The organism is Sodalis sp. RH19 (genome assembly GCF_047324215.1).
In the GTDB taxonomy this organism is placed as follows: domain Bacteria; phylum Pseudomonadota; class Gammaproteobacteria; order Enterobacterales; family Enterobacteriaceae; genus Acerihabitans.
The window spans coordinates 1,449,102-1,467,783 of sequence record NZ_CP178734.1; the positions used below are offsets into that span (position 1 = coordinate 1,449,102).

Genomic DNA, 18,682 nt, shown 5'->3' on the forward strand with positions numbered 1-18,682 from the left:
TCATATTTAATTCGCTGCCGACTCAGCGGCATGTTAGCCGACGGTGAATTGACATCAAATTTCTTTCATTTTTTATCCCAGGCATGGCCGGTGCCTGGATGGAGTTTACTGGATAAAAATATGAATAATATAAAAACGATCTTCGTTACCGGTATATCCGGATATATTGGCGGCAGTCTGGCCGTCGTATTAAAAAAAAGCGGTTACAGTGTATTGGGATTAGTGCGGCGGGGCAGCGATGCAGCGTTCGTTCAGGATGCCGGCATGATACCTGTACGTGGCGACCTGAATAACACCGAAGTTATCGTGAGGGCGCTGGAACAGTGCGATGCCGTTATCCATACTGCTGAGTGCGACAACCCGGTTATTGCGTCTGTTTTCCTCGCCCATTTGCGAGGAACCGGGAAAACATTTATCTATACGTCTGGTTCCGCCATCGTGGCAAACTGGCAGTATCCCGAAACATCAAGTTTCGTTTTCACCGAAGATTTCCCTCTGGAAAGCCGGGAGCCTTTTCCCAATCGGGTAGACATTAACAAAGAAGTCTTGCGCGCATCGCTTTCCGGGGTCCGCAGCATCGTAATCGTCCCTGGCATGGTTTACGGTACCGGCTTGTTTTTGAGTAAAAAAAGCAAACAAATCCCCTTATTGGCGTCAACGGCTAAACAGCTTGGCAATGCTGTTTATATCGGTGATGGAAATCATCGATGGAGTCAGGTCCATATTGAGGATCTGGCTGAGCTTTACCTTGCCGCAATGGAGCGCGCTAAGCCCGGCTCACTATTCTTTGCTGAAAATGGGGACGCATCGTTTAAAGAAATGGCTTTAGCTATCCATAATAAGCTTCAGTTTGCGGGACAGCCGGTGTCCTTAAGTCAGGAGAAAGCAAACGAATATTGGGGAAAAATGATGGCGACTGTCGCACTGGGTTCTGACTGCCGCATCAATGCTGACAAGGCGCGCCTCTTTCTGCATTGGTCGCCCACTCATACATCTTTCAGTGAATCCATTGATATTTGAACTGGTGGTTTAACCAAGAGACTGACAAACAGCGCTGCTGCGGTATCTGTGTTTAAATAATAACCAAACAGGAGTTAACATGTATACAATGCAAAATAAGACGCTGGTCGTCATCGGCGGCAGTTCCGGCATCGGGCTGCGCGTGGCGCAGATGGCCGCGGATGAAGGCGCACGGCTGATCATCGTCGGGCGACATCAGGAACGGCTGGATGCCGCACTTGACTTTCTCACGCGGCGCGGGACCAACGTGCAAACATATCTGGCGGATGCGCATGACCACGACCTGCTTGCAGACCTGTTTGAAAAGCTTCTCGCATTCGACCATCTCGTCTCGATGGTTGGCGATGTAATGGGAGGTGGCTTTGTCCGTTCCGACATCACGGTCATCCGTCATGTCATCGAGTCAAAGTTCTTTACCAACGTACGCATCGGTCAATTGGCTGCCGGCAAGATTCGTGAGGGTGGCAGCATGGTGTTCACCTCAGGAACGGGCGGAAGGGCGCAGGACGCTTGTGCTAGCTATGTGGGGAATATGGGTATCAATGCCCTGGTGGAGGGACTTGCCGCCGAGCTGGCGCCTAACATTCGTGTCAACGCGGTATCGCCGACCTGGACGCTCACCCCGTTCTGGCGTGATGTGCCGCAACGGCAGCTTGATGCTACGCGCCAACATTTTGAACAAAACATCCCCTTGCGCCGGTTGGCCAGTATCGATGAACTTGCCTCAACATATCTGTTTTTGATGAAAAATGGCTTCGTCACCGGTCAGCATATTGCTGTGGACGGCGGGATCATGCTCGGCGCTTGATCATCCAACTTATATGATGTTTATCAGAATGTTATATATGACTGCCGATCGTTTTTCTCAACGCCCAGGGTTGTTTGTCGGGTCATTGTATCTCTCCCTGGACCGGATGGCACACCATCTAGTTTATCGGCACCATGATTTTGATAAGAAAATCGCTTTTTTTTGTCTGTACTGCCGGTCCACTGACATTCTCAATCAAAATGTCGCCTTGGATCCGATATCCATTCTGCCGAATATGTTGTACAAAAGACCAAACTTTTTGATTGTTTTCCAAGCTACCAGAGCAATACTGGCTGATATAGCGTCCTGCTGATAAATACTGGCTGCGGTGATCGATAATAGAGGGTTCGGTGCAATAAAATTTATCCAATGGATAACTCTTTGATTGGATATCTTTTTCAGCCAGTAAAAAACCATAACGATGGTGAAGATACCAATTAGGTGGGGCATTGAATTCACTTGCCCGCTGAAAAAAATCGCCGATATGCTGCGTTTCAAGGCTGATAACGCCCACCAACTCCGATTTTTTTTCTTCCGTGAAGGGCGTGTCCAACTGATTGTTGATGATATGGATCGTTTCCAACTGGCTTATTTGACAGGCGATGAACGTTTGGGCGTTGTGAAGAGTATGGATATAGGCAGTAAGCTGTTGCTGGGTTTGTTTAAGCATTGCCAGACTATGCCGGGAAGTGTAATCCTTCAGCAGCGTTTTGATCTGGGCATTAGACAACCTGGCATTTTGCAGTGTGACCACCATTTGTGCCGAGGCTATTTGACGCTGGTGATAAACCCGATAGCCATTGGTGTCGCGCTGCGCGGGTAATAAGCCAATCTTGTCGAAATAACGCAAGTTATATTCCGTGATGCCGCTAAGGGCTGCAAATTCGTGAATGCTATAAATCAATGTTGTCATGTTGATACATGCTTTTGGCTAAATTCCACGTGAACTCTTGACCTTAGAGTAACTTTAACCCTTATGCTTGGCAATGAAGACCGCCTTAAGGAGCGTAATAAGAATGAAAAACAGGATTGGATATCTCTTGCTTGCCGCATTTTTCGCTGGCATCCCATTGAGTCATGCGGCAGATGTGCCGATGCCATCAGATTGGCATGGCAAAAAAATCATTGGCCCACCGCAAGGACCAAACGCTTGCGGTCAGGCCCCGGATATTTCTCGGATTAAAAACAAGTATCTAGATGTCAGTTATGCAAATGTTTCGCCTGCGGAAAAGATGGATATCTTTCTTCCGGAACAGTGGAAGTTAAAATACCCGGTCATTATCAACGTCCACGGCGGCGCGTTTTTTGGTTGTGATAAAATGGACAACCAGTTGGTTCCCGCGCTCTATGGTTTACAGAAAGGTTATGCCGTAGCGAACATCAACTATCGTCTCAGCCCTGAAGCACCTTGGCCAGCGCAGATCAACGATGTGAAAGCCGCAATAAAATTTGTTCGCGCCAATGCGAATAAATATAACTTCGACCCGGAGAATATCATTCTGATGGGCGGTTCAGCCGGGGGCAACCTGGTGGCGCTGGCAGGTGTTTCTGCGGATGTAAAATCCCTGGAAGATCCTAAACTGGGTAATGCCGATGTTTCAACGCGCGTCCGGGCAGTTATTGCCTGGTATCCTCCGATCAATTTTTTGACGATGGATCCACAATGGAAAGAAATCGGCATAGATGGACAGAAGCATTCAACGGAAGACTCATTTGAGTCCTTGTTAATGAGGAAACAGATAACCAAAGTTGATAAGAGCGTAATGGATACAACTAACCCAGAAAACTATATTACTGCAGATGCTCCCCCATTCCTGATCCAGCATGGTTACTTGGATGACACCATTCCACGCTTGCAAAGCCAAGAGTTCGCTGCTCGCCTTGCAAAGGCCATTGGTAGTGATAATGTTGAATATAATTTATTAATGAGCGCTCATCATGCGGAAGATTTATATTTCCATACGACCAATAACCTCGAGCGTAATTATCAATTCTTGGCGCGGCATATCCATTAGCCACAAATGACATTGTGTTTGCTCAGTCTAACATTCAGGGATAGTCTCCAACGGCACCCTCCCTGAATGTACTCTGGAATAATATTAATAATACTTATTGAAAACGAGTGCGCTATAAGAAATATTATTATGGATTAATAATTATATCCCTTAGAGAGAATCAATCACACCAGTTGTATTCTATAAAAATATTTATTCCAGGTAACAATGTTCTTCTGCCGGAAAAGTACCATCTTTAACCGCCGCAACATAACTCTGAAGCGCGGCCTGAATGCTATCCTGCCCGGTCATGAAATTGCGGACAAACTTGGGTACCCGTCCGGTCAGGGTAAGACCGAGCATGTCGTGCAGCACCAGCACCTGACCATCTGTGCCGGCCCCGGCCCCGATCCCGATGACAGGAACACTGACGGCTTCGCTGAGCGACTTACCCAATGACGCCGGAACGGCCTCAACCAGGATCATCGCCGCACCCGCTTCCTCGAGTGTTTTGGCAGATTCAACGAGCTCCTTGGCATGCTCTGGATCGCGCCCCTGCACTTTAAACCCACCAAAAACATTCACTGACTGTGGCGTCAGCCCGATATGCGCACAGACGGGCACGCCATTACGGGTGAGCTGGCGCACTGATTCACACAGCCAGGCACCCCCTTCCAGCTTGACCATCTGCGCGCCGGCCTGCATCAGCAGTCCTGAGCTCATCAACGCCTGCTCGGGAGATGAATAGGTCAGGAAAGACAGGTCTGCAATGATAAAGCTGCCGGTGTTACCGCGCTTCACACAGGCTGTGTGATAAACCATATCTTCAAGCGTGACGGGCAGGGTACTGTCATGTCCCTGCAGGATCATGCCGAGCGTATCGCCGATGAGCAACATATCCACGCCTGCAATACTGGCCGTATGAGCGAAAGTGGCATCATAGCAGGTCAGCATGGCTATTTTATCGCCGCGCTGTTTCATGGTCTGAAGCCGGGTGAGCGTTATATTCGTCATTGTGTGTATTCTCGGAAGAACTGCTCAGCTAATAAGAGCACCGCGATGATAACCATCGCGGTACCGGAGATTCGGCTAACGATTTGTGCCGCCCGGGGACGCGTCTGTAATACTGCGCGGGAACCATAACCAACCAGTAAATAGACTACCCCACAACTCATAATATGTACCAGCCCCAGCGCAATGATCTGCACAGGTATCGGCCAAGAGGAGGCTGGAACAATAAATTGAGGCAATAAAGCAAGGAACAACAGAAATACCTTCGGATTCAAACCGCTGACACAGATCCCCTTGGCTGCCCATCGCATCCATGAGCCAGAATCATGTCCTTCTCTGACTTTGGGTAGGGACGGATAAACCAGCATATTGATGCCGAGCCACATCAGATAGGCGGCCCCAGCTACGGTAAGAAATGTTAAGGCGGCGGGATAACCCGCCACAAAAGTACCAACGCCAGCCGCGACAATTATTGTTGCAATGAGATGCCCGAACAGCAAACCACCCACCGCCGGTACCACGGTACTACCTCGTATTCCCGCAGAGATTGCATAAGCCCAGTCTGCACCTGGGGTGATAACAAATAGGGCTGATACTGCCCAGAATGTCATAAAAATACTCAATGTCATTTTGTTGACCATCCCCATTGAACGTGATGTCAGGCTGTAGAAAAAGACAGTTCTGTCCATTTTTTTCATTTGGTAGCAAGAATATCCTGATGTTGTTAAAATGTGCTTCCAACTCTTCGCAAATTAATTGCATTTTAAGGGAGATTTTACCAAATGGATAAAATAGATCGTAATATTCTTGCGGAACTGCAATCTGACGGTCGTCTTTCATTAACGGAGTTGGCTGACAAAGTAGGGTTAAGTCTTTCCCCTTGCCATCGTAGAGTGCGTGCGCTGGAAGCGGCGGGCGTTATCAGAGGCTATCGTGCCAACCTTGATCCCGGCAGCCTGGGTTTCAATTTCTCCGCAATTGTTTTTGTTACCCTGCGTGAGGGCGATCGGAATTCGGTAAAGGCTTTCGAAGCGGCAGTCTTGGAAATTTCTCAGATTATCCAGGCGCAAAGGCTTTTTGGGGACCCGGACTATCTTTTAAATGTGATTACCCGTGACTTGCAGGCGTTTCAGCAACTGTATGATGAAAAATTATCTGCCATGCCTGGTGTTCAACGTTTAACCTCCACCCTGGTAATGAAGACTGTGGTTCAGGACCGGCCTATTCCATTGCAATCACTAAAGCGAAGTATCTAATTAAAGATAAATTTCGCTAACCGTAACATTTCCACGAAAAGTGATTTGTTCCGCTGTAGTGACAAAATGGCTGATCACGTTGAAGGGGGACGGTTTATAAATATTAAGCTGAGACCTAATGCATGGAACGTTCTTTTGTCCCACAGCGAGGCCTAGTCTAAATGAAAAACATAATCAGGATAACAGCGCTTCATGACCGACCATAAAGATGACGAAACAACATTATTAGTTAGAACGTGGGTTGCAAGCAAAGAAATTAATTTTTTTTAATCAAAAGGATACGTTCGGCATAATACTTTTTCAATAACATTGAGAACGCCTTCATTGTTATTATCTTCTGTTCTGTATTTAGCAATTTTATGAATTTTATCTTGCGCATTTGACATGGAAAATCCGAAACCGGCTTGAGCCACCATTTCTAAGTCGTTACCACTATCACCGATAGCAACCACCTCATCATTATTTATCTTCCATTCTTTTTGCAGCAAAGATAACCCATGCGCTTTATGTATGCCTGGTATAATTAAATCGACAAAGCCATAACCGCTGGATACTGGATTAATTATGCCATCCAAAGAATGCCCTAAAAAAGTCATTAATTCAGGAATTCTTTTGTCTTGAAGGTTTAGTGAAAATTTAAATATTGTATCTTCTATATTACTAAAATCATCAATTATCTGTAGACGATAATAATGTTTTGACATAAGTTGAATGAAATTTGGCGCAGATGCGGAATGTATGTAAGCATTGTCCTTTCCACAAACCACAAAACTTAGATAAGGAATATCAGAAAGAATAGATAGGATCTTTGCTACATCTCGTTTTGACATCTTGCCACAAAATAATGGATCTTCTCCTTGTACAACATAAGCCCCATTTTCTGCAACAAATGATATTTCGTTAAAAATTTCAGGAAAAAAAGAGATTAATTGATAATATTGGTTACCGCTTGCTACTACGAATTGGATATTCTCTTTTTTCAACTGTTTGTATAGCGCTAAAAAACGCGGTTTATTGTATTTTTTTTCGTCATCTAAAAAAGTGCCGTCCATATCTACAGCAATCATTTTTATCATATTACTTTGCCTCAAATCAGGTTCTCTACATAATTTCATAAAATGTTGATGAAAGAAATATGTCTTTCTATACAGTATAATCTGGATTTATAGGCAATGTGAAAAATTAATGTCGTTTCTCAAGCAAAGCAAAAGTGCTTTCCGGTAGTAAAGAAGACCTGCTTGACAAGCATAGCTTTGTTTATCGACGGTAAACGAATCCAGTGATCTCTAGATAAAGTTATCCTTGAGCACAAATGGCTCCGCCGGTAACGTTGATGGTACTAGGCAACAACTTATACTTAGCAAGTTTTGTCTTCATGAGTATCTGAAATATGCCATTGCATCAATTCATTAAGCATATGATAACGAGTTTCCGCGGATATATTTTTAAATATTCTCGCGGATGCATCCTGAGTTTTTTCAAAGTAACGAAGGTAAAACGTGAATTGCATTGCATTTTTCATAAGTGTCTCCTCTAATATAATAATATCAATAAACAAAAAAATGATATAGTGCCGAGTTTTTGAAATTTTTTCCTCTTTATAAGCCATTAACCATACTTGTTTGGGAATAATTTTGACCGAATATTCCCATGATGATTTGTTAACTACATGTTTTCAAAATGGATAATGTTGTGTTAAGGTTAGATCTTTGTAGCTGATTGGTTTAAATTATTTTTTTAAAGTTTAGTCGAGTTTGTTTTTAGAAAATAATTTATATATAAATCATATGGTTAATGCTATTCTAGTCTCAAATATTGTTAACATAAAAATTTCCCCTTTTGCTTCCTCTTTTTGTGCATTGACAATGCAGCCTGTGGTTGAAATTTATACATGTTGCTTTTGGTGAAAAATATCACGAAAAGTTGGTCACTGCCGTTATTGAGATTCATGGCGTCTACGAATTTATAACCTGGACGACTGCCTTTAAGGACAAGCCAATAAGTACAAAAAAGGCTTAAAGGAATATGCTTTTTGCAAATAAGGCCTGTGTGACGTCCGCTGCGACGCTATGTTGTATGTGCGTTGAGGGCTGATATATCGTCGCCTAATATGGCTAAACATGCCTTACGGGAGCAAGGCTAATGGTGAATGGTGTCTGCCAGCTCTAATTTCGGTGTGACAAAATTGTGCAACAGAATATTCCATACGTAAAATTTTAATGTTATCGCGGCGTATGGCTAAAATGGGCTCCATCTTAAATTGGTATAAGACTTTGGGCCGCAGCTGATTACATGACAGTTACAAAAGTCCTTACTCCATAAAAGAGGAACAAAGTAAGTAAAGTAATAAAATGGCTATAGCATTTTAAAAAAAATAAATCAATCATTTCAATTAATTATGGTTTTTTCATTGCAAAGAGTGCGCTCTAATTCGTTGAATTATTCCCTTTCTTTACATTACCTCCCTTCCGTTAACAAATTATTACATTTGAAGCAGGCTCTTACCAAATCGGTTGAAATGATGCTGAATTTGCAGATTGCCTTCATTTGAAGATAGTGTAATCTTTCGAGTGAAGAATTATTTCTTTATATGAAAGATCCATACATATTATGGTCTTAGTGTTATACAAAAGTTAATAACATTTACGAAGTAGCGGGTATTCGAGTTTCTCAACTTTACTGTATATACCGATCAGGCAGGGGAACGGGTTGAGAATCTACTCGTTTAAATGGAGAAAAAATGAACAAACAACGTACAAACAGCTATCGCGGTTCACTGATAATATTAACAGCCTTGTTTTTTATATGGGGATTAATCACTTCACTTAATGATATTCTGGTGCCTCACCTGAAATCGCTCTTCGAGCTTAGCTACGTTCAAGCCTCACTTGTGCAATTCAGCTTCTTTTTCGCGTACTTTGTCATGTCTTATCCGGCAGGAAAAATCGTCAGCAAGTCAGGTTACAAAGCGGGTATTATCCTCGGATTATTGATCGCGGCGGGTGGTTGTGCACTTTTCTATCCTTCTGCAGCGTTACGGTCATACCCGCTATTTTTATTATCGCTGTTTATTTTGGCTTCAGGACTAACCTTGCTTCAGGTCGCCGCTAACCCTTATGTCAACTCGTTGGGAAGTCCTGAAACAGCAGCAAGTCGTTTGAATCTGACGCAGGCTTTTAATTCTCTGGGCACCACAATCGGCCCAGTTCTTGGCGGCTTATTTATTCTTTCCGCTGCCGTATTGACCGCAGGTCAGATAAGTCAACTTCCACCCGTGGAGGCCCAGCATTATTTCGCGACTGAATCGGCATCGGTACAATCACCGTATCTTGTGCTGACCGGCGTCCTTATCCTGATTGCTATTATTATCTGGTTTAGCCGATTGCCTATCTTGAGTGATGAGAAGGAAACCGGTGAGGTGCAAGACCATAGCCTCTGGAAAAGACGCCATTTGGTACTAGGGGTTATTGGTCTTTTCGCTTATGTCGGTGCTGAAGTTTCCATTGGCAGTTATTTAATTAGCCTCATGGAACGTCCTGATATTGCTTCGCTCACAGCAGTTGAAGCAAGCAAAAAATTATCCCTTTACTGGGGTGGTGCAATGGTTGGGCGTTTTATCGGTAGCTTCTTGATGACTCGTATCAAGCCTAACCGTCTATTGGCTTTTAATGCTATCGTCATTGTGCTCTTGATCGCATCAGCAATAGCGTTCGGCGGCCTATGGGGCATGTGGGGGATACTAGCTATCGGACTATTCAACTCGATAATGTTCCCGACTATTTTTTCATTGGCTTTAGACAAACTTGGCAAGCTGACTGGCCGAGCTTCAGGTGTGCTGTGTATGGGTATTGTTGGTGGTGCCTTAATCCCCATACTCCAAGCTACTATTGCCGATCATCTTTCTCTATTGGCTTCATTTGTGGTCCCGTTATTGTGTTATGTGTACATTGCTTATTATGGTTTTAAAGGCTACAGACCGACCAATTGCGCCTGAATTTCTCATAATTTGTGAATCTTAGATTCGATACAATTTGCTCTAAACAGAACAGGTCGACCCGCCTCAATAATAAAAATAAACGAACAACCCAGTGCCCATATGTTTAATGTGGGTACTGATAAGTGATAAAAAAACAGGAACAGAAAATGACTCAATTTGCCCTTGTAGGCGATATTGGTGGTACCAATGCGCGTCTTTGCTTATGCGACATCCATACGGGTGAGTTAACACAAATTCAGTCTTTTCCTGGAGCGGATTTTCCCTCCCTGGAATCGGTTATCAGGCATTATTTGGATACACAACGGTGTAGGGTTCACTGTGGCTGTATCGCCATAGCGTGTCCAGTGAGTGATGACAACGTCACTATGACTAACCATAACTGGCACTTTTCGATTCGTGAGATAAAAGCAAGCCTAGGTTTCGAGAATTTCCAAGTTATAAATGATTTTACGGCCGTATCATTGGCTGTTCCCATGCTTAGTGAAAAGGACATAATCAAAGTCGGTGGCAAAGACCCCGTTAAGAATATGCCGATTGTCGTTTATGGTGCTGGAACCGGGTTGGGTGTGTCCCATATTATTCACGTTGACGAAAGGTGGATCAGCCTACCAGGGGAGGGGGGACATGTAGATTTTGCCCCGGATAGCGAAGAAGAGGATTATATCCTTTCGGAATTGAGAAAAGAATTCGGACATGTTTCAGCTGAGCGCCTCCTCTCAGGTCCAGGATTGGTAAATATTTATAAAGCGATTGTCAGGCATGAAGGCGGCATCCCCGAACGTCTTACTCCCCAAGATGTTTCCGATCGGGCAATGAAAGAAGGCTGTGGCTATTGCCGACGGGCGCTGACTATTTTTTGCGCGATATTGGGTCGTTTCGGTGGAAATTTGGCGTTGAGTATGGCCGCTTTCGGTGGGGTGTATATAGCGGGTGGAATTGTTCCTCGTTTTCTTGATTTCTTGATTTCTGCGTTTAGAAAAAATTTTGAAAGCAAAGGCCGATTCATGGATTATTTACGTGATGTGCCTGTCTTTCTTATCCGGCATCCTTATCCGGGTTTGTTAGGAGCGGGTTCCTATATCAGGCAATCATTAGGCCAAATAATAGAATAGTTTTATGGAGTTGATACGGGGATTGTAGCAGCAGGAATCCAAGTGATCATGCGCTAATATAAGGAAATACATTTTTTTCGGATATGGCACTGTATTGACTGCCATTGCAATCACAAAAAGCATTCGGGAAATAAACCATGCTGTTTATCTAAGATGCAGCATGGTTTTGACTTTTTGCTTAAGACTCCATTCCGAGGCTTTTCTTACCAATAGTATTTAAGTTTTCAACCTTAAATCTATTATCCCACTTTGCCTCGTAATCTTCTTTAGGAAAATCATTAGGCGATTCCCCGCGTGATAAGGCCTGCGCCACGCTTCTTGCATAAGCGAGATTCTTTTCACACATAGGGGCGGCCGGTATATACATTACATTACCCCAGCCGCGCTGGTTTTCTACCGGTGCGACAGAATGAATGACATCGCAATGCCACCAAACAGAATCCCCTGCTTCAAGGGAGGGTATGCTGCTGAGTCCCTTCATCAATAATGGATGCCATTTTTCTGAGACAGGAAGAACCCTTCCAGGGGCGACACCACATAATTCATCTTCAGGCACATCATTCAGCAAGGGGCGTAATAAAACGTACGCCATGGCCACGGGGATCGGCACAACATGAAGAAGTCCTTGGCCTATCTCCATGTCAGAAAGTGCAGTCCATCCCTGAAAAGTGCGAAAAGCAGAACATTTAGTGGTATTAGGAACGTCATATTCATCTACCTCAGTACGATAAGCTGCATCCCAAGGATCGTATTCATCAAAATGATTGGTAAATATATTGCGGAATACTTTTTGGTAGGCAGGCAACAGCCAACGTTCTAAAGCGCCTGAATCAGTGTGGGCACCCAAACCCTTCGATGTGGTTCCTGGACGACGGTGTCTGATCCGGTCTGGATAAATAATATTGGTATCAGGGTCAAACCAGGTTTTTCCGTTTGATTCGAATTTCCATAACTTATTCAGAAATGATTGAACATTTGCCATTCTCTCGTCTTGACGAGCTTCCATCTGAGCATGGGACCAGTAAATAGGAAATATTTCAGGTTTTGATGCTTCCAGTGTACCGAAAAAATTATCACCCGGCCCACGGTACTGAGCATCGAAGTTATTGGAATCGAGATAGTCGACCATGGACTTGTCCCAATTCAATGCCTGCTCGCGGGCAAAATGTCCTTTGACCACCAGGCAACCTCTTTTCTTGAGATTTTGAAGAGTGTCTTGGGAAACATTACCTGCGGCTATATCCGCGTAAGAGATAACTGGCCAGGCTGTGTGGCCTTTCTCCTTTAACGCGTTTATTTCATTGATTTCATTCTCAATTTTATCTGATACTTCTTTGAATAATCCTTCTACATCATTGATTTTACTGCGTAATTCCTTCTTCATTCGGACAATGTTGTCCTTATAATCTTCGGGCAAGACAGCGCTTGTGAATGACTGTTCCATATTCAACCTCACATAATCGATGTTACAATGATCTTCATACGAAGAAGAAAATAGTTTCGTACACAAGTATCATATTACGTCAACGGAAATGCAACATTGATAAGTCGACTTTGCGCACAAAAATGCACTTTGAGGCTAAACCTCAGGGTGTGAATTAAAAACCACTAGGGAATCGGTCTAGACTCCTGTGTAGTTTAAGACAAAAAAAGCTTACAGATCAATTGTGTATGGTATTGCTTTTATTGATGAAAGTGGGAAATTGTTCGCCGTGGTGAGCCGCCTTAAAGAGTTGATTACCATCACATGACTGATTTTTGAACATATTTCAACATGCCAAATAAAGACTCATTTTAAGTTCCGGACCTGAGGTTTCTTTCAGCACGAATTTCAAGAGGAAACAATAGTAAAGCCTCTTTTATAGGAAAAAACACTGGATTTGTGATGCTGCTCGATGTTTGCCAAGGCCGGATCATCAAACTTATGCCAAAATTGATATGGATCAATGTTGCTTTCTTATGAAAGATGTTTAATCTTCATATGGAACTAAATGGGTTTCACTTATGATCTTTAATATTCAGCGTTACTCGACACATGATGGCCCTGGCATCAGAACAGTGGTGTTTTTAAAGGGGTGTTCGCTTGGATGTCGTTGGTGCCAGAATCCTGAAAGCCGTTCACGTAAGAAAGACATCCTATTTGATGCCAGACTGTGTATGGATGGGTGCGATCTGTGTCAACAAGCTGTCCCAGGAATCATTGAAAGAACCCTAAACGGCATTGTCATAGACCGTGAAAAAATAGAAGAAAGGCATTTTGCCCTTTTGCAAGATGTATGCCCTAGTCAGGCTTTAACCGTATGCGGGGAGGAAGCCGATGTAGACAAAATCATGTCTACCGTTTTGCGGGATAAACCTTTTTATCAACGCAGCGGCGGCGGCATGACTATATCCGGCGGTGAGCCATTTATGTCACCAGAAACCGCCTTTGAACTTTTTAAGCGCAGCCATGAGCAAGGCATACATACAGCTGTCGAAACATGCTTGCATGTGCCTTGGTCTTACATCGAACCCTCTTTGCCTTATATTGACTTATTCCTTGCTGACCTGAAGCATGTTAATGCAAAGATATTTAAGGAATGGACCGACGGTTCGGCACATCGCGTTATGGCGAACCTTAAAAAGCTTTCAAAGGCTGGTAAAAGAATAGTCATTCGCGTGCCCTTGATCCCCCAATTTAACGCTGATAAGGATTCAATAATATCAATAATTGATTTTGCAGCCAATGAACTGGATGTGTTAGATATCCATATACTTCCTTATCACACATTAGGCATGAATAAATATACATTGTTAGATCAACCTTATCTTGCGGCTAAAAAACCACTTGATGACCCTGAATTGCTCGAATTTGCTGAAAAATATGCTCACGAAAAAGGGCTAAAAGTTACCTTGAGAGGATAATTGCATGACAACTTTAAATTTAGAAACTTTGAGTGAACGTACAAAGATACATAAAAGTTCACTCATTCATATTGTGAAACCACCGGTATGCACAGAGCGCGCCCAGCATTATACGGCGGCTTATCAGTCTCATCAGGATAAACCCATTCCGGTTCGCCGCGCGCTGGCGCTGGCCTACCATTTGTCAAATCGCACTATCTGGATAAAACATGACGAATTGATAGTGGGTAATCAGGCAAGTGAAGTGAGAGCCGCCCCCATTTTTCCTGAATACACGGTAAATTGGATTGAAAATGAAATTGACGATCTGGCCGAGCGTCCTGGCGCCGGGTTTTCGATCAGCGAAGAAAATAAGCGTATTCTCCACCTTGTTTGTCCCTGGTGGCGCGGACAGACCGTTCAAGATCGCTGCTATGGCATGTTTACCAACGAACATAAAGAACTGCTCGCCACGGGCATAATCAAAGCCGAAGGTAATATGACTTCGGGAGATGCCCATCTGGCGGTTAATTTTCCACTCCTTCTTGAAAAAGGTCTTGATGGTTTACGTGAGAAGGTATCGGAAAGGCGTTCGCGTATAAATCTGACCGTTCTGGAAGATCTTCATGGTGAACAGTTTTTAAAGTCCATTGATATAACATTGGAAGCGTTGAGTCATCACATCGAGCGTTATGCGGATCTTGCAAGAAGAACGGCAGCGAAAGAACATCGTTTTTCCCGTAAGGAAGAACTTTTGTTGATCGCGGAAAATTGTGATTTGTTAGCTCATGAACCGCCGAGGACGTTTTATCAGGCATTACAATTATGTTATTTTGTCCAGCTTGTCCTTCAAATCGAATCAAATGGTCACTCTGTTTCTTTCGGTCGCATGGATCAATATCTTTACCCATATTATCGCCGTGATGTTGAACTCGAACAAAACCTTGGCCGCGAAAAGGCTATCGAGCTGCTACAAAGCTGCTGGCTTAAGTTGCTAGAGGTTAATAAAATTCGTTCGGGCTCGCATTCAAAAGCATCAGCGGGAAGTCCCCTTTATCAGAATGTGACAATCGGTGGACAAAAGCTGATCAATGGCGAAGCTGTTGACGCCGTTAATCCCTTATCCTATGCCATTCTGGAGTCCTGCGGACGGCTGCGCTCCACGCAGCCCAATCTTAGTGTCCGCTATCATGCGGGCATGAGTGAAGATTTCCTGGATGCGTGTGTGCAGGTTATACGCTGTGGGTTCGGTATGCCGGCATTCAACAATGATGAAATCGTGATTCCTGAATTCATCAAACTGGGTGTAGAGAAAGAAGATGCTTATGAATATGCCGCAATAGGGTGTATTGAAACGGCGGTAGGGGGTAAATGGGGCTATCGTTGCACGGGCATGAGCTTTATAAATTTTGCCCGGGTGGTGCTTGCCGCGCTGGAAGGTGGCCGCGATGCCACAAGTAAAAAAGTATTCTTGCCGCAGGAATATGCACTTTCCAAAGGGAATTTCGATACATTCAACCAGGTTTTGGACGCATGGGATAACCAGATTAAGTATTACACCCGTAAATCTATCGAAATTGAATATGTGGTAGATACTGTACTGGAAGAAAATGCCCATGATATTCTCTGTTCAGCGCTAGTGGATGACTGTATCGAACGCGCAAAAAGCATCAAGCAGGGTGGGGCAAAGTACGACTGGGTTTCAGGATTACAAGTTGGTATCGCGAACTTGGGCAACAGTCTTGAAGCAGTCAAGAAATTGGTATTTGATGAGGGGGTTATTGGCCAGCAAGAACTTGCCCAAGCGCTGGAAGATGATTTCGACGGACTTACCGGTGAGCAATTACGTCAGCGCCTGGTCAATAACGCACCTAAATATGGTAATGACGACGAAAGTGTCGATGAGCTTTTGGCGCGTGCTTACCAGACTTACATAAATGAAATCAAAAATTATCATAACCCGCGTTATGGCCGTGGTCCGATTGGTGGTAATTATTATGCCGGCACATCCTCTATTTCGGCGAACGTACCGTTTGGCGCGGCAACTATGGCTACGCCGGATGGCAGAAAAGCGAAGGCCCCTCTGGCCGAGGGTGCAAGCCCAGCTTCAGGTACCGATCATCTGGGCCCTACAGCCGTAATCAGCTCTGTTGGCAGATTGCCGACCGGATCCATTCTCGGTGGTGTGCTACTGAACCAGAAACTTAATCCTTCGACACTCGATAATGTCAACGATCGACAGAAACTCATGTTTCTGCTCCGCACATTCTTTGAGGAACATAAAGGTTGGCATATCCAGTATAATATTGTTTCTAGGGAGACACTGGTCAAGGCAAAACAACATCCTGACCAATATCGTGATTTGGTGGTGAGGGTTGCTGGTTATTCTGCATTTTTCACAGCCTTGTCCCCAGACGCTCAGGATGATATTATTGCCCGAACGGAACATACGCTTTAATTCCATATGATATGATCTTCAACGGCCGATTACCGGCCGTTTTTTTTGCATTAAAATGTAGACTGTATCAACATGGATTTTAATGATTGAAAGATGCCAAAATGAGGCTGAGTTATCAAAATGCAACTTAAGCCGTTAAATAATAAATTCGGTATGTTAGCTTTTTGAAATAATGAAAGTGATAAAATCTGGGAATGTAAATCAGAATTGATAAATGAGTTAATAGGACAATGAAGGATAACTAATTTAATAATAAATCAGCATATCCTTCACGCTTCCTGCAACACTCTAAATAAAAAATAGAGTCTTCTTACTTAAGTGTTTTGATTAACAAATTAAATCACTGTTCTACTAAAAGCATCCACAGCACGAATAGCATAGGCTACGTCCTCGGCAGTGAGATTGGGATTGAGATTTTTTAGCGTATCTCCATCACTATTTGCTAACGCGCCTATCTTCACCAAATTTTCCCAACTTTCATTTTCCAAATGCAGCTCTTTCAATGATGTGGGCATTTTAATACTGCGGTAAAAGCGAATGTACCGGGCAACTTCTTCATCAGGACGTTGTTCTAACACCATTTGCGTCAGGGTGCCGTAAGCCACTTTTTCGCCATGCGTTAAATGATGTATTTCTCCCTGAATGGCGGTAAAACCGTTGTGGATAGCATGCGCTCCAGCGAGACCTGCGTTTTCAAAACCAAGGCCCGACAGAAGTGTATTAGCTTCGACTACAGCTTCTACCGCAGGGGTAACGGCGTGTTCCGCCACTGCCACATAAGCGCTGTAACCATAGGTCAGCAGCGTTTTTTCGCAGGCTTCAGCAATGGCCATTCCGGCAATTGTGGGTAAACCGTCAACCATAGATTTGGAATGCGAGCGTTTGACAGCCAGGGCTTCGACATAGGTAGCAAGACCATCGGCGATACCCGAGGCAAACAGGCGCACTGGGGCTTGAGCACAGATTTTGGTATCAACCAGTACCAGGTCGGGGTTCTTTGTGTAGAAGCGGTAGCTTTCAAAAACTCCTTGGTCCGTATATATGACAGAAAGCGCACTACAAGGTGCATCGGTAGAGGCGATGGTCGGGACAATTACTATGGGCTGTTTTAGTTCATCCGCTACGGCTTTCGACGTATCAAGGGTTTTGCCGCCACCTAAGCCGACAATGACAGAAGCTTCTGCTTTTCGAGAATGGTCAGCCAGTCGTAATATCTCATTTTGTGAAGCTTCCCCATTGAAGCGTTCATAATGAAATTTAACATTCTTTGCTTTAAGTGAGGATGCTACCTGCTCACCGATGAGTCCCCAGACCACATCATCAGCGATCAAAAAGGCATTGTTACCTAGCTCGGCGATATAGTCACCTAATTGTGAAATGACGCCTTCGCCCTGCACATATTTACGTGGTGATGAGAAAATAAATTTACTCATATATGCTCCTATTTTCATTAACTAATGATTTTCTGTTATAAAATAAAAACGGAAAAACACTTCCCTTAAATCATAATGCTTTCAATGAATACTATTTCTAATACCAAAAAAATCAAATTCCAAAAGCATGAAATTGTCCAACGGAATGACAATATCTTTCATTCGTAACAGTATTATAGCTCACATGAAGATTTCATGACGTGGTTCACGGTTTCACTTATTTTTCGGTAAAAATGGAAGCACTCGGTACTTATGTGTTGTGTATTTGCATATATATGTTTTTTAGTTGTTGCGCCAGTGTCCATTATATTGTTTTTTTGTTAAAAACAGTGTGCTTATATGCCGGCAAATAATCGGGATTAACAGTGCGACATAGCGCCTGATAAAAATGATGTTAAAAGCTAATAGTCTCCTGGCGTGGGGCTTTTAATGCTGCTCAACGAATGAAGCATAAGCGCTAGGGTACGCCAGATTTTTCTTTAATACCAATGAGTTACTTTTAGTTGATGATCAAAGTGTGAGGTAACGCATACTTTTAAGATGAGAAACCAGGAAGTTTTGATAACTTTGATCATAATCAATATATATTTCGTATGAAAGTATATTAATTTACATAAGGAGAAGTTTATCGTTTGCCGAAACGACTGTCTTTCGTATTTAACGCATGTTGCAAATGCTGACATCGGCGCTCGAGCTACACATATGGCCCG

15 protein-coding genes are annotated in these 18,682 nt (G+C 43.7%); 8 read left to right on the forward strand and 7 right to left on the reverse strand.

From position 1 onward, the window contains the following. The first annotated feature begins 30 nt into the window (after positions 1 to 30). Together ACL2XF_RS06520 and ACL2XF_RS06525 are read left to right on the forward strand one after the other, a co-directional pair. The gene (locus ACL2XF_RS06520) at positions 31 to 1,020 is read left to right on the forward strand and encodes an NAD-dependent epimerase/dehydratase family protein (protein WP_413728272.1); all 990 of its coding nucleotides are present in this window, start codon (positions 31 to 33) and stop codon (positions 1,018 to 1,020) included. Positions 1,021 to 1,099: 79 nt separating this feature from the next. Then, positions 1,100 to 1,828: an SDR family oxidoreductase gene (locus tag ACL2XF_RS06525; RefSeq protein WP_413728273.1), complete on the forward strand. Its 729-nt coding sequence runs from the start codon at positions 1,100 to 1,102 to the stop codon at positions 1,826 to 1,828. A 118-nt stretch (positions 1,829 to 1,946) separates the two neighbouring features. Here ACL2XF_RS06525 and ACL2XF_RS06530 read toward each other — a convergent pair whose 3' ends face one another. Further along, the gene (locus ACL2XF_RS06530; RefSeq protein ID WP_132921117.1) at positions 1,947 to 2,741 is read right to left on the reverse strand and encodes a MerR family transcriptional regulator; all 795 of its coding nucleotides are present in this window, start codon (positions 2,739 to 2,741) and stop codon (positions 1,947 to 1,949) included. Positions 2,742 to 2,922: 181 nt separating this feature from the next. On the opposite strand from ACL2XF_RS06530, the gene ACL2XF_RS06535 reads away from it, so the two are divergent. Then, positions 2,923 to 3,843: an alpha/beta hydrolase gene (locus tag ACL2XF_RS06535; RefSeq protein ID WP_132927708.1), complete on the forward strand. Its 921-nt coding sequence runs from the start codon at positions 2,923 to 2,925 to the stop codon at positions 3,841 to 3,843. Between the two features lie 192 nt (positions 3,844 to 4,035). Here ACL2XF_RS06535 and panB read toward each other — a convergent pair whose 3' ends face one another. Both panB and ACL2XF_RS06545 read right to left on the reverse strand, forming a co-directional pair. After that, entirely contained in the window at positions 4,036 to 4,836 is an 801-nt protein-coding gene (gene panB, locus ACL2XF_RS06540; protein WP_413728274.1) for a 3-methyl-2-oxobutanoate hydroxymethyltransferase, read from the reverse strand. Next, a complete protein-coding gene (locus tag ACL2XF_RS06545; RefSeq protein ID WP_132927709.1) occupies positions 4,833 to 5,462 on the reverse strand; it encodes a LysE family translocator in 630 nt (209 codons plus the stop codon). The genes panB and ACL2XF_RS06545 overlap by 4 nt, the downstream gene beginning before the upstream one ends. Positions 5,463 to 5,615: 153 nt before the next feature. Here ACL2XF_RS06545 and ACL2XF_RS06550 point away from each other — a divergent pair, with 153 nt between their 5' ends. Then, on the forward strand, positions 5,616 to 6,089 hold the full coding sequence (locus ACL2XF_RS06550) for an Lrp/AsnC family transcriptional regulator (RefSeq protein WP_132921119.1): 474 nt from the start codon (positions 5,616 to 5,618) through the stop codon (positions 6,087 to 6,089). Positions 6,090 to 6,355: 266 nt separating this feature from the next. Here the strand turns inward: ACL2XF_RS06550 and ACL2XF_RS06555 are convergent, their stop codons facing one another. Then, positions 6,356 to 7,165: a Cof-type HAD-IIB family hydrolase gene (locus ACL2XF_RS06555; RefSeq protein ID WP_132921120.1), complete on the reverse strand. Its 810-nt coding sequence runs from the start codon at positions 7,163 to 7,165 to the stop codon at positions 6,356 to 6,358. A gap of 281 nt (positions 7,166 to 7,446) precedes the next feature. After that, positions 7,447 to 7,698 (reverse strand): glucose uptake inhibitor SgrT, encoded by a 252-nt coding sequence (gene sgrT, locus ACL2XF_RS06560; RefSeq protein ID WP_413728275.1) that lies wholly within the window; start codon positions 7,696 to 7,698, stop codon positions 7,447 to 7,449. 1,131 nt (positions 7,699 to 8,829) lie between these two features. Between sgrT and fucP the strand changes: the two genes are divergently transcribed. Together fucP and glk are read left to right on the forward strand one after the other, a co-directional pair. Then, positions 8,830 to 10,083: an L-fucose:H+ symporter permease gene (gene fucP, locus ACL2XF_RS06565; RefSeq protein ID WP_413728276.1), complete on the forward strand. Its 1,254-nt coding sequence runs from the start codon at positions 8,830 to 8,832 to the stop codon at positions 10,081 to 10,083. 128 nt (positions 10,084 to 10,211) lie between these two features. Next, positions 10,212 to 11,198: a glucokinase gene (gene glk, locus ACL2XF_RS06570; protein ID WP_413728782.1), complete on the forward strand. Its 987-nt coding sequence runs from the start codon at positions 10,212 to 10,214 to the stop codon at positions 11,196 to 11,198. A gap of 178 nt (positions 11,199 to 11,376) precedes the next feature. On the opposite strand, the gene ACL2XF_RS06575 is transcribed toward glk, so the two are convergent. Then, entirely contained in the window at positions 11,377 to 12,642 is a 1,266-nt protein-coding gene (locus ACL2XF_RS06575; protein ID WP_413728277.1) for a DUF1479 domain-containing protein, read from the reverse strand. Between the two features lie 560 nt (positions 12,643 to 13,202). Between ACL2XF_RS06575 and ACL2XF_RS06580 the strand changes: the two genes are divergently transcribed. Together ACL2XF_RS06580 and ACL2XF_RS06585 are read left to right on the forward strand one after the other, a co-directional pair. Next, positions 13,203 to 14,102: a glycyl-radical enzyme activating protein gene (locus tag ACL2XF_RS06580; RefSeq protein WP_132921125.1), complete on the forward strand. Its 900-nt coding sequence runs from the start codon at positions 13,203 to 13,205 to the stop codon at positions 14,100 to 14,102. 4 nt (positions 14,103 to 14,106) lie between these two features. Further along, positions 14,107 to 16,539, forward strand: coding sequence for a formate C-acetyltransferase/glycerol dehydratase family glycyl radical enzyme (locus ACL2XF_RS06585; protein ID WP_413728278.1), 2,433 nt, complete (start codon positions 14,107 to 14,109; stop codon positions 16,537 to 16,539). Between the two features lie 335 nt (positions 16,540 to 16,874). Here ACL2XF_RS06585 and ACL2XF_RS06590 read toward each other — a convergent pair whose 3' ends face one another. After that, positions 16,875 to 17,972, reverse strand: a complete 1,098-nt coding sequence (locus ACL2XF_RS06590; RefSeq protein WP_132921127.1) for a glycerol dehydrogenase — start codon at positions 17,970 to 17,972, stop codon at positions 16,875 to 16,877. Between the last annotated feature and the right edge of the window lie 710 nt (positions 17,973 to 18,682).

Bases quoted from the DNA above. Each gene is read 5' to 3' on its own strand.
- ACL2XF_RS06520 (WP_413728272.1), top strand. From the start codon at position 31: ATGTTAGCCGACGGTGAATTGACATCAAATTTCTTTCATTTTTTATCC.
- ACL2XF_RS06525 (WP_413728273.1), top strand. From the start codon at position 1,100: ATGTATACAATGCAAAATAAGACGCTGGTCGTCATCGGCGGCAGTTCC.
- ACL2XF_RS06530 (WP_132921117.1), bottom strand. From the start codon at position 2,741: ATGACAACATTGATTTATAGCATTCACGAATTTGCAGCCCTTAGCGGC.
- ACL2XF_RS06535 (WP_132927708.1), top strand. From the start codon at position 2,923: ATGCCATCAGATTGGCATGGCAAAAAAATCATTGGCCCACCGCAAGGA.
- panB (WP_413728274.1), bottom strand. From the start codon at position 4,836: ATGACGAATATAACGCTCACCCGGCTTCAGACCATGAAACAGCGCGGC.
- ACL2XF_RS06545 (WP_132927709.1), bottom strand. From the start codon at position 5,462: ATGACATTGAGTATTTTTATGACATTCTGGGCAGTATCAGCCCTATTT.
- ACL2XF_RS06550 (WP_132921119.1), top strand. From the start codon at position 5,616: ATGGATAAAATAGATCGTAATATTCTTGCGGAACTGCAATCTGACGGT.
- ACL2XF_RS06555 (WP_132921120.1), bottom strand. From the start codon at position 7,165: ATGATAAAAATGATTGCTGTAGATATGGACGGCACTTTTTTAGATGAC.
- sgrT (WP_413728275.1), bottom strand. From the start codon at position 7,698: ATGGCTTATAAAGAGGAAAAAATTTCAAAAACTCGGCACTATATCATT.
- fucP (WP_413728276.1), top strand. From the start codon at position 8,830: ATGAACAAACAACGTACAAACAGCTATCGCGGTTCACTGATAATATTA.
- ACL2XF_RS06575 (WP_413728277.1), bottom strand. From the start codon at position 12,642: ATGGAACAGTCATTCACAAGCGCTGTCTTGCCCGAAGATTATAAGGAC.
- ACL2XF_RS06580 (WP_132921125.1), top strand. From the start codon at position 13,203: ATGATCTTTAATATTCAGCGTTACTCGACACATGATGGCCCTGGCATC.
- ACL2XF_RS06585 (WP_413728278.1), top strand. From the start codon at position 14,107: ATGACAACTTTAAATTTAGAAACTTTGAGTGAACGTACAAAGATACAT.
- ACL2XF_RS06590 (WP_132921127.1), bottom strand. From the start codon at position 17,972: ATGAGTAAATTTATTTTCTCATCACCACGTAAATATGTGCAGGGCGAA.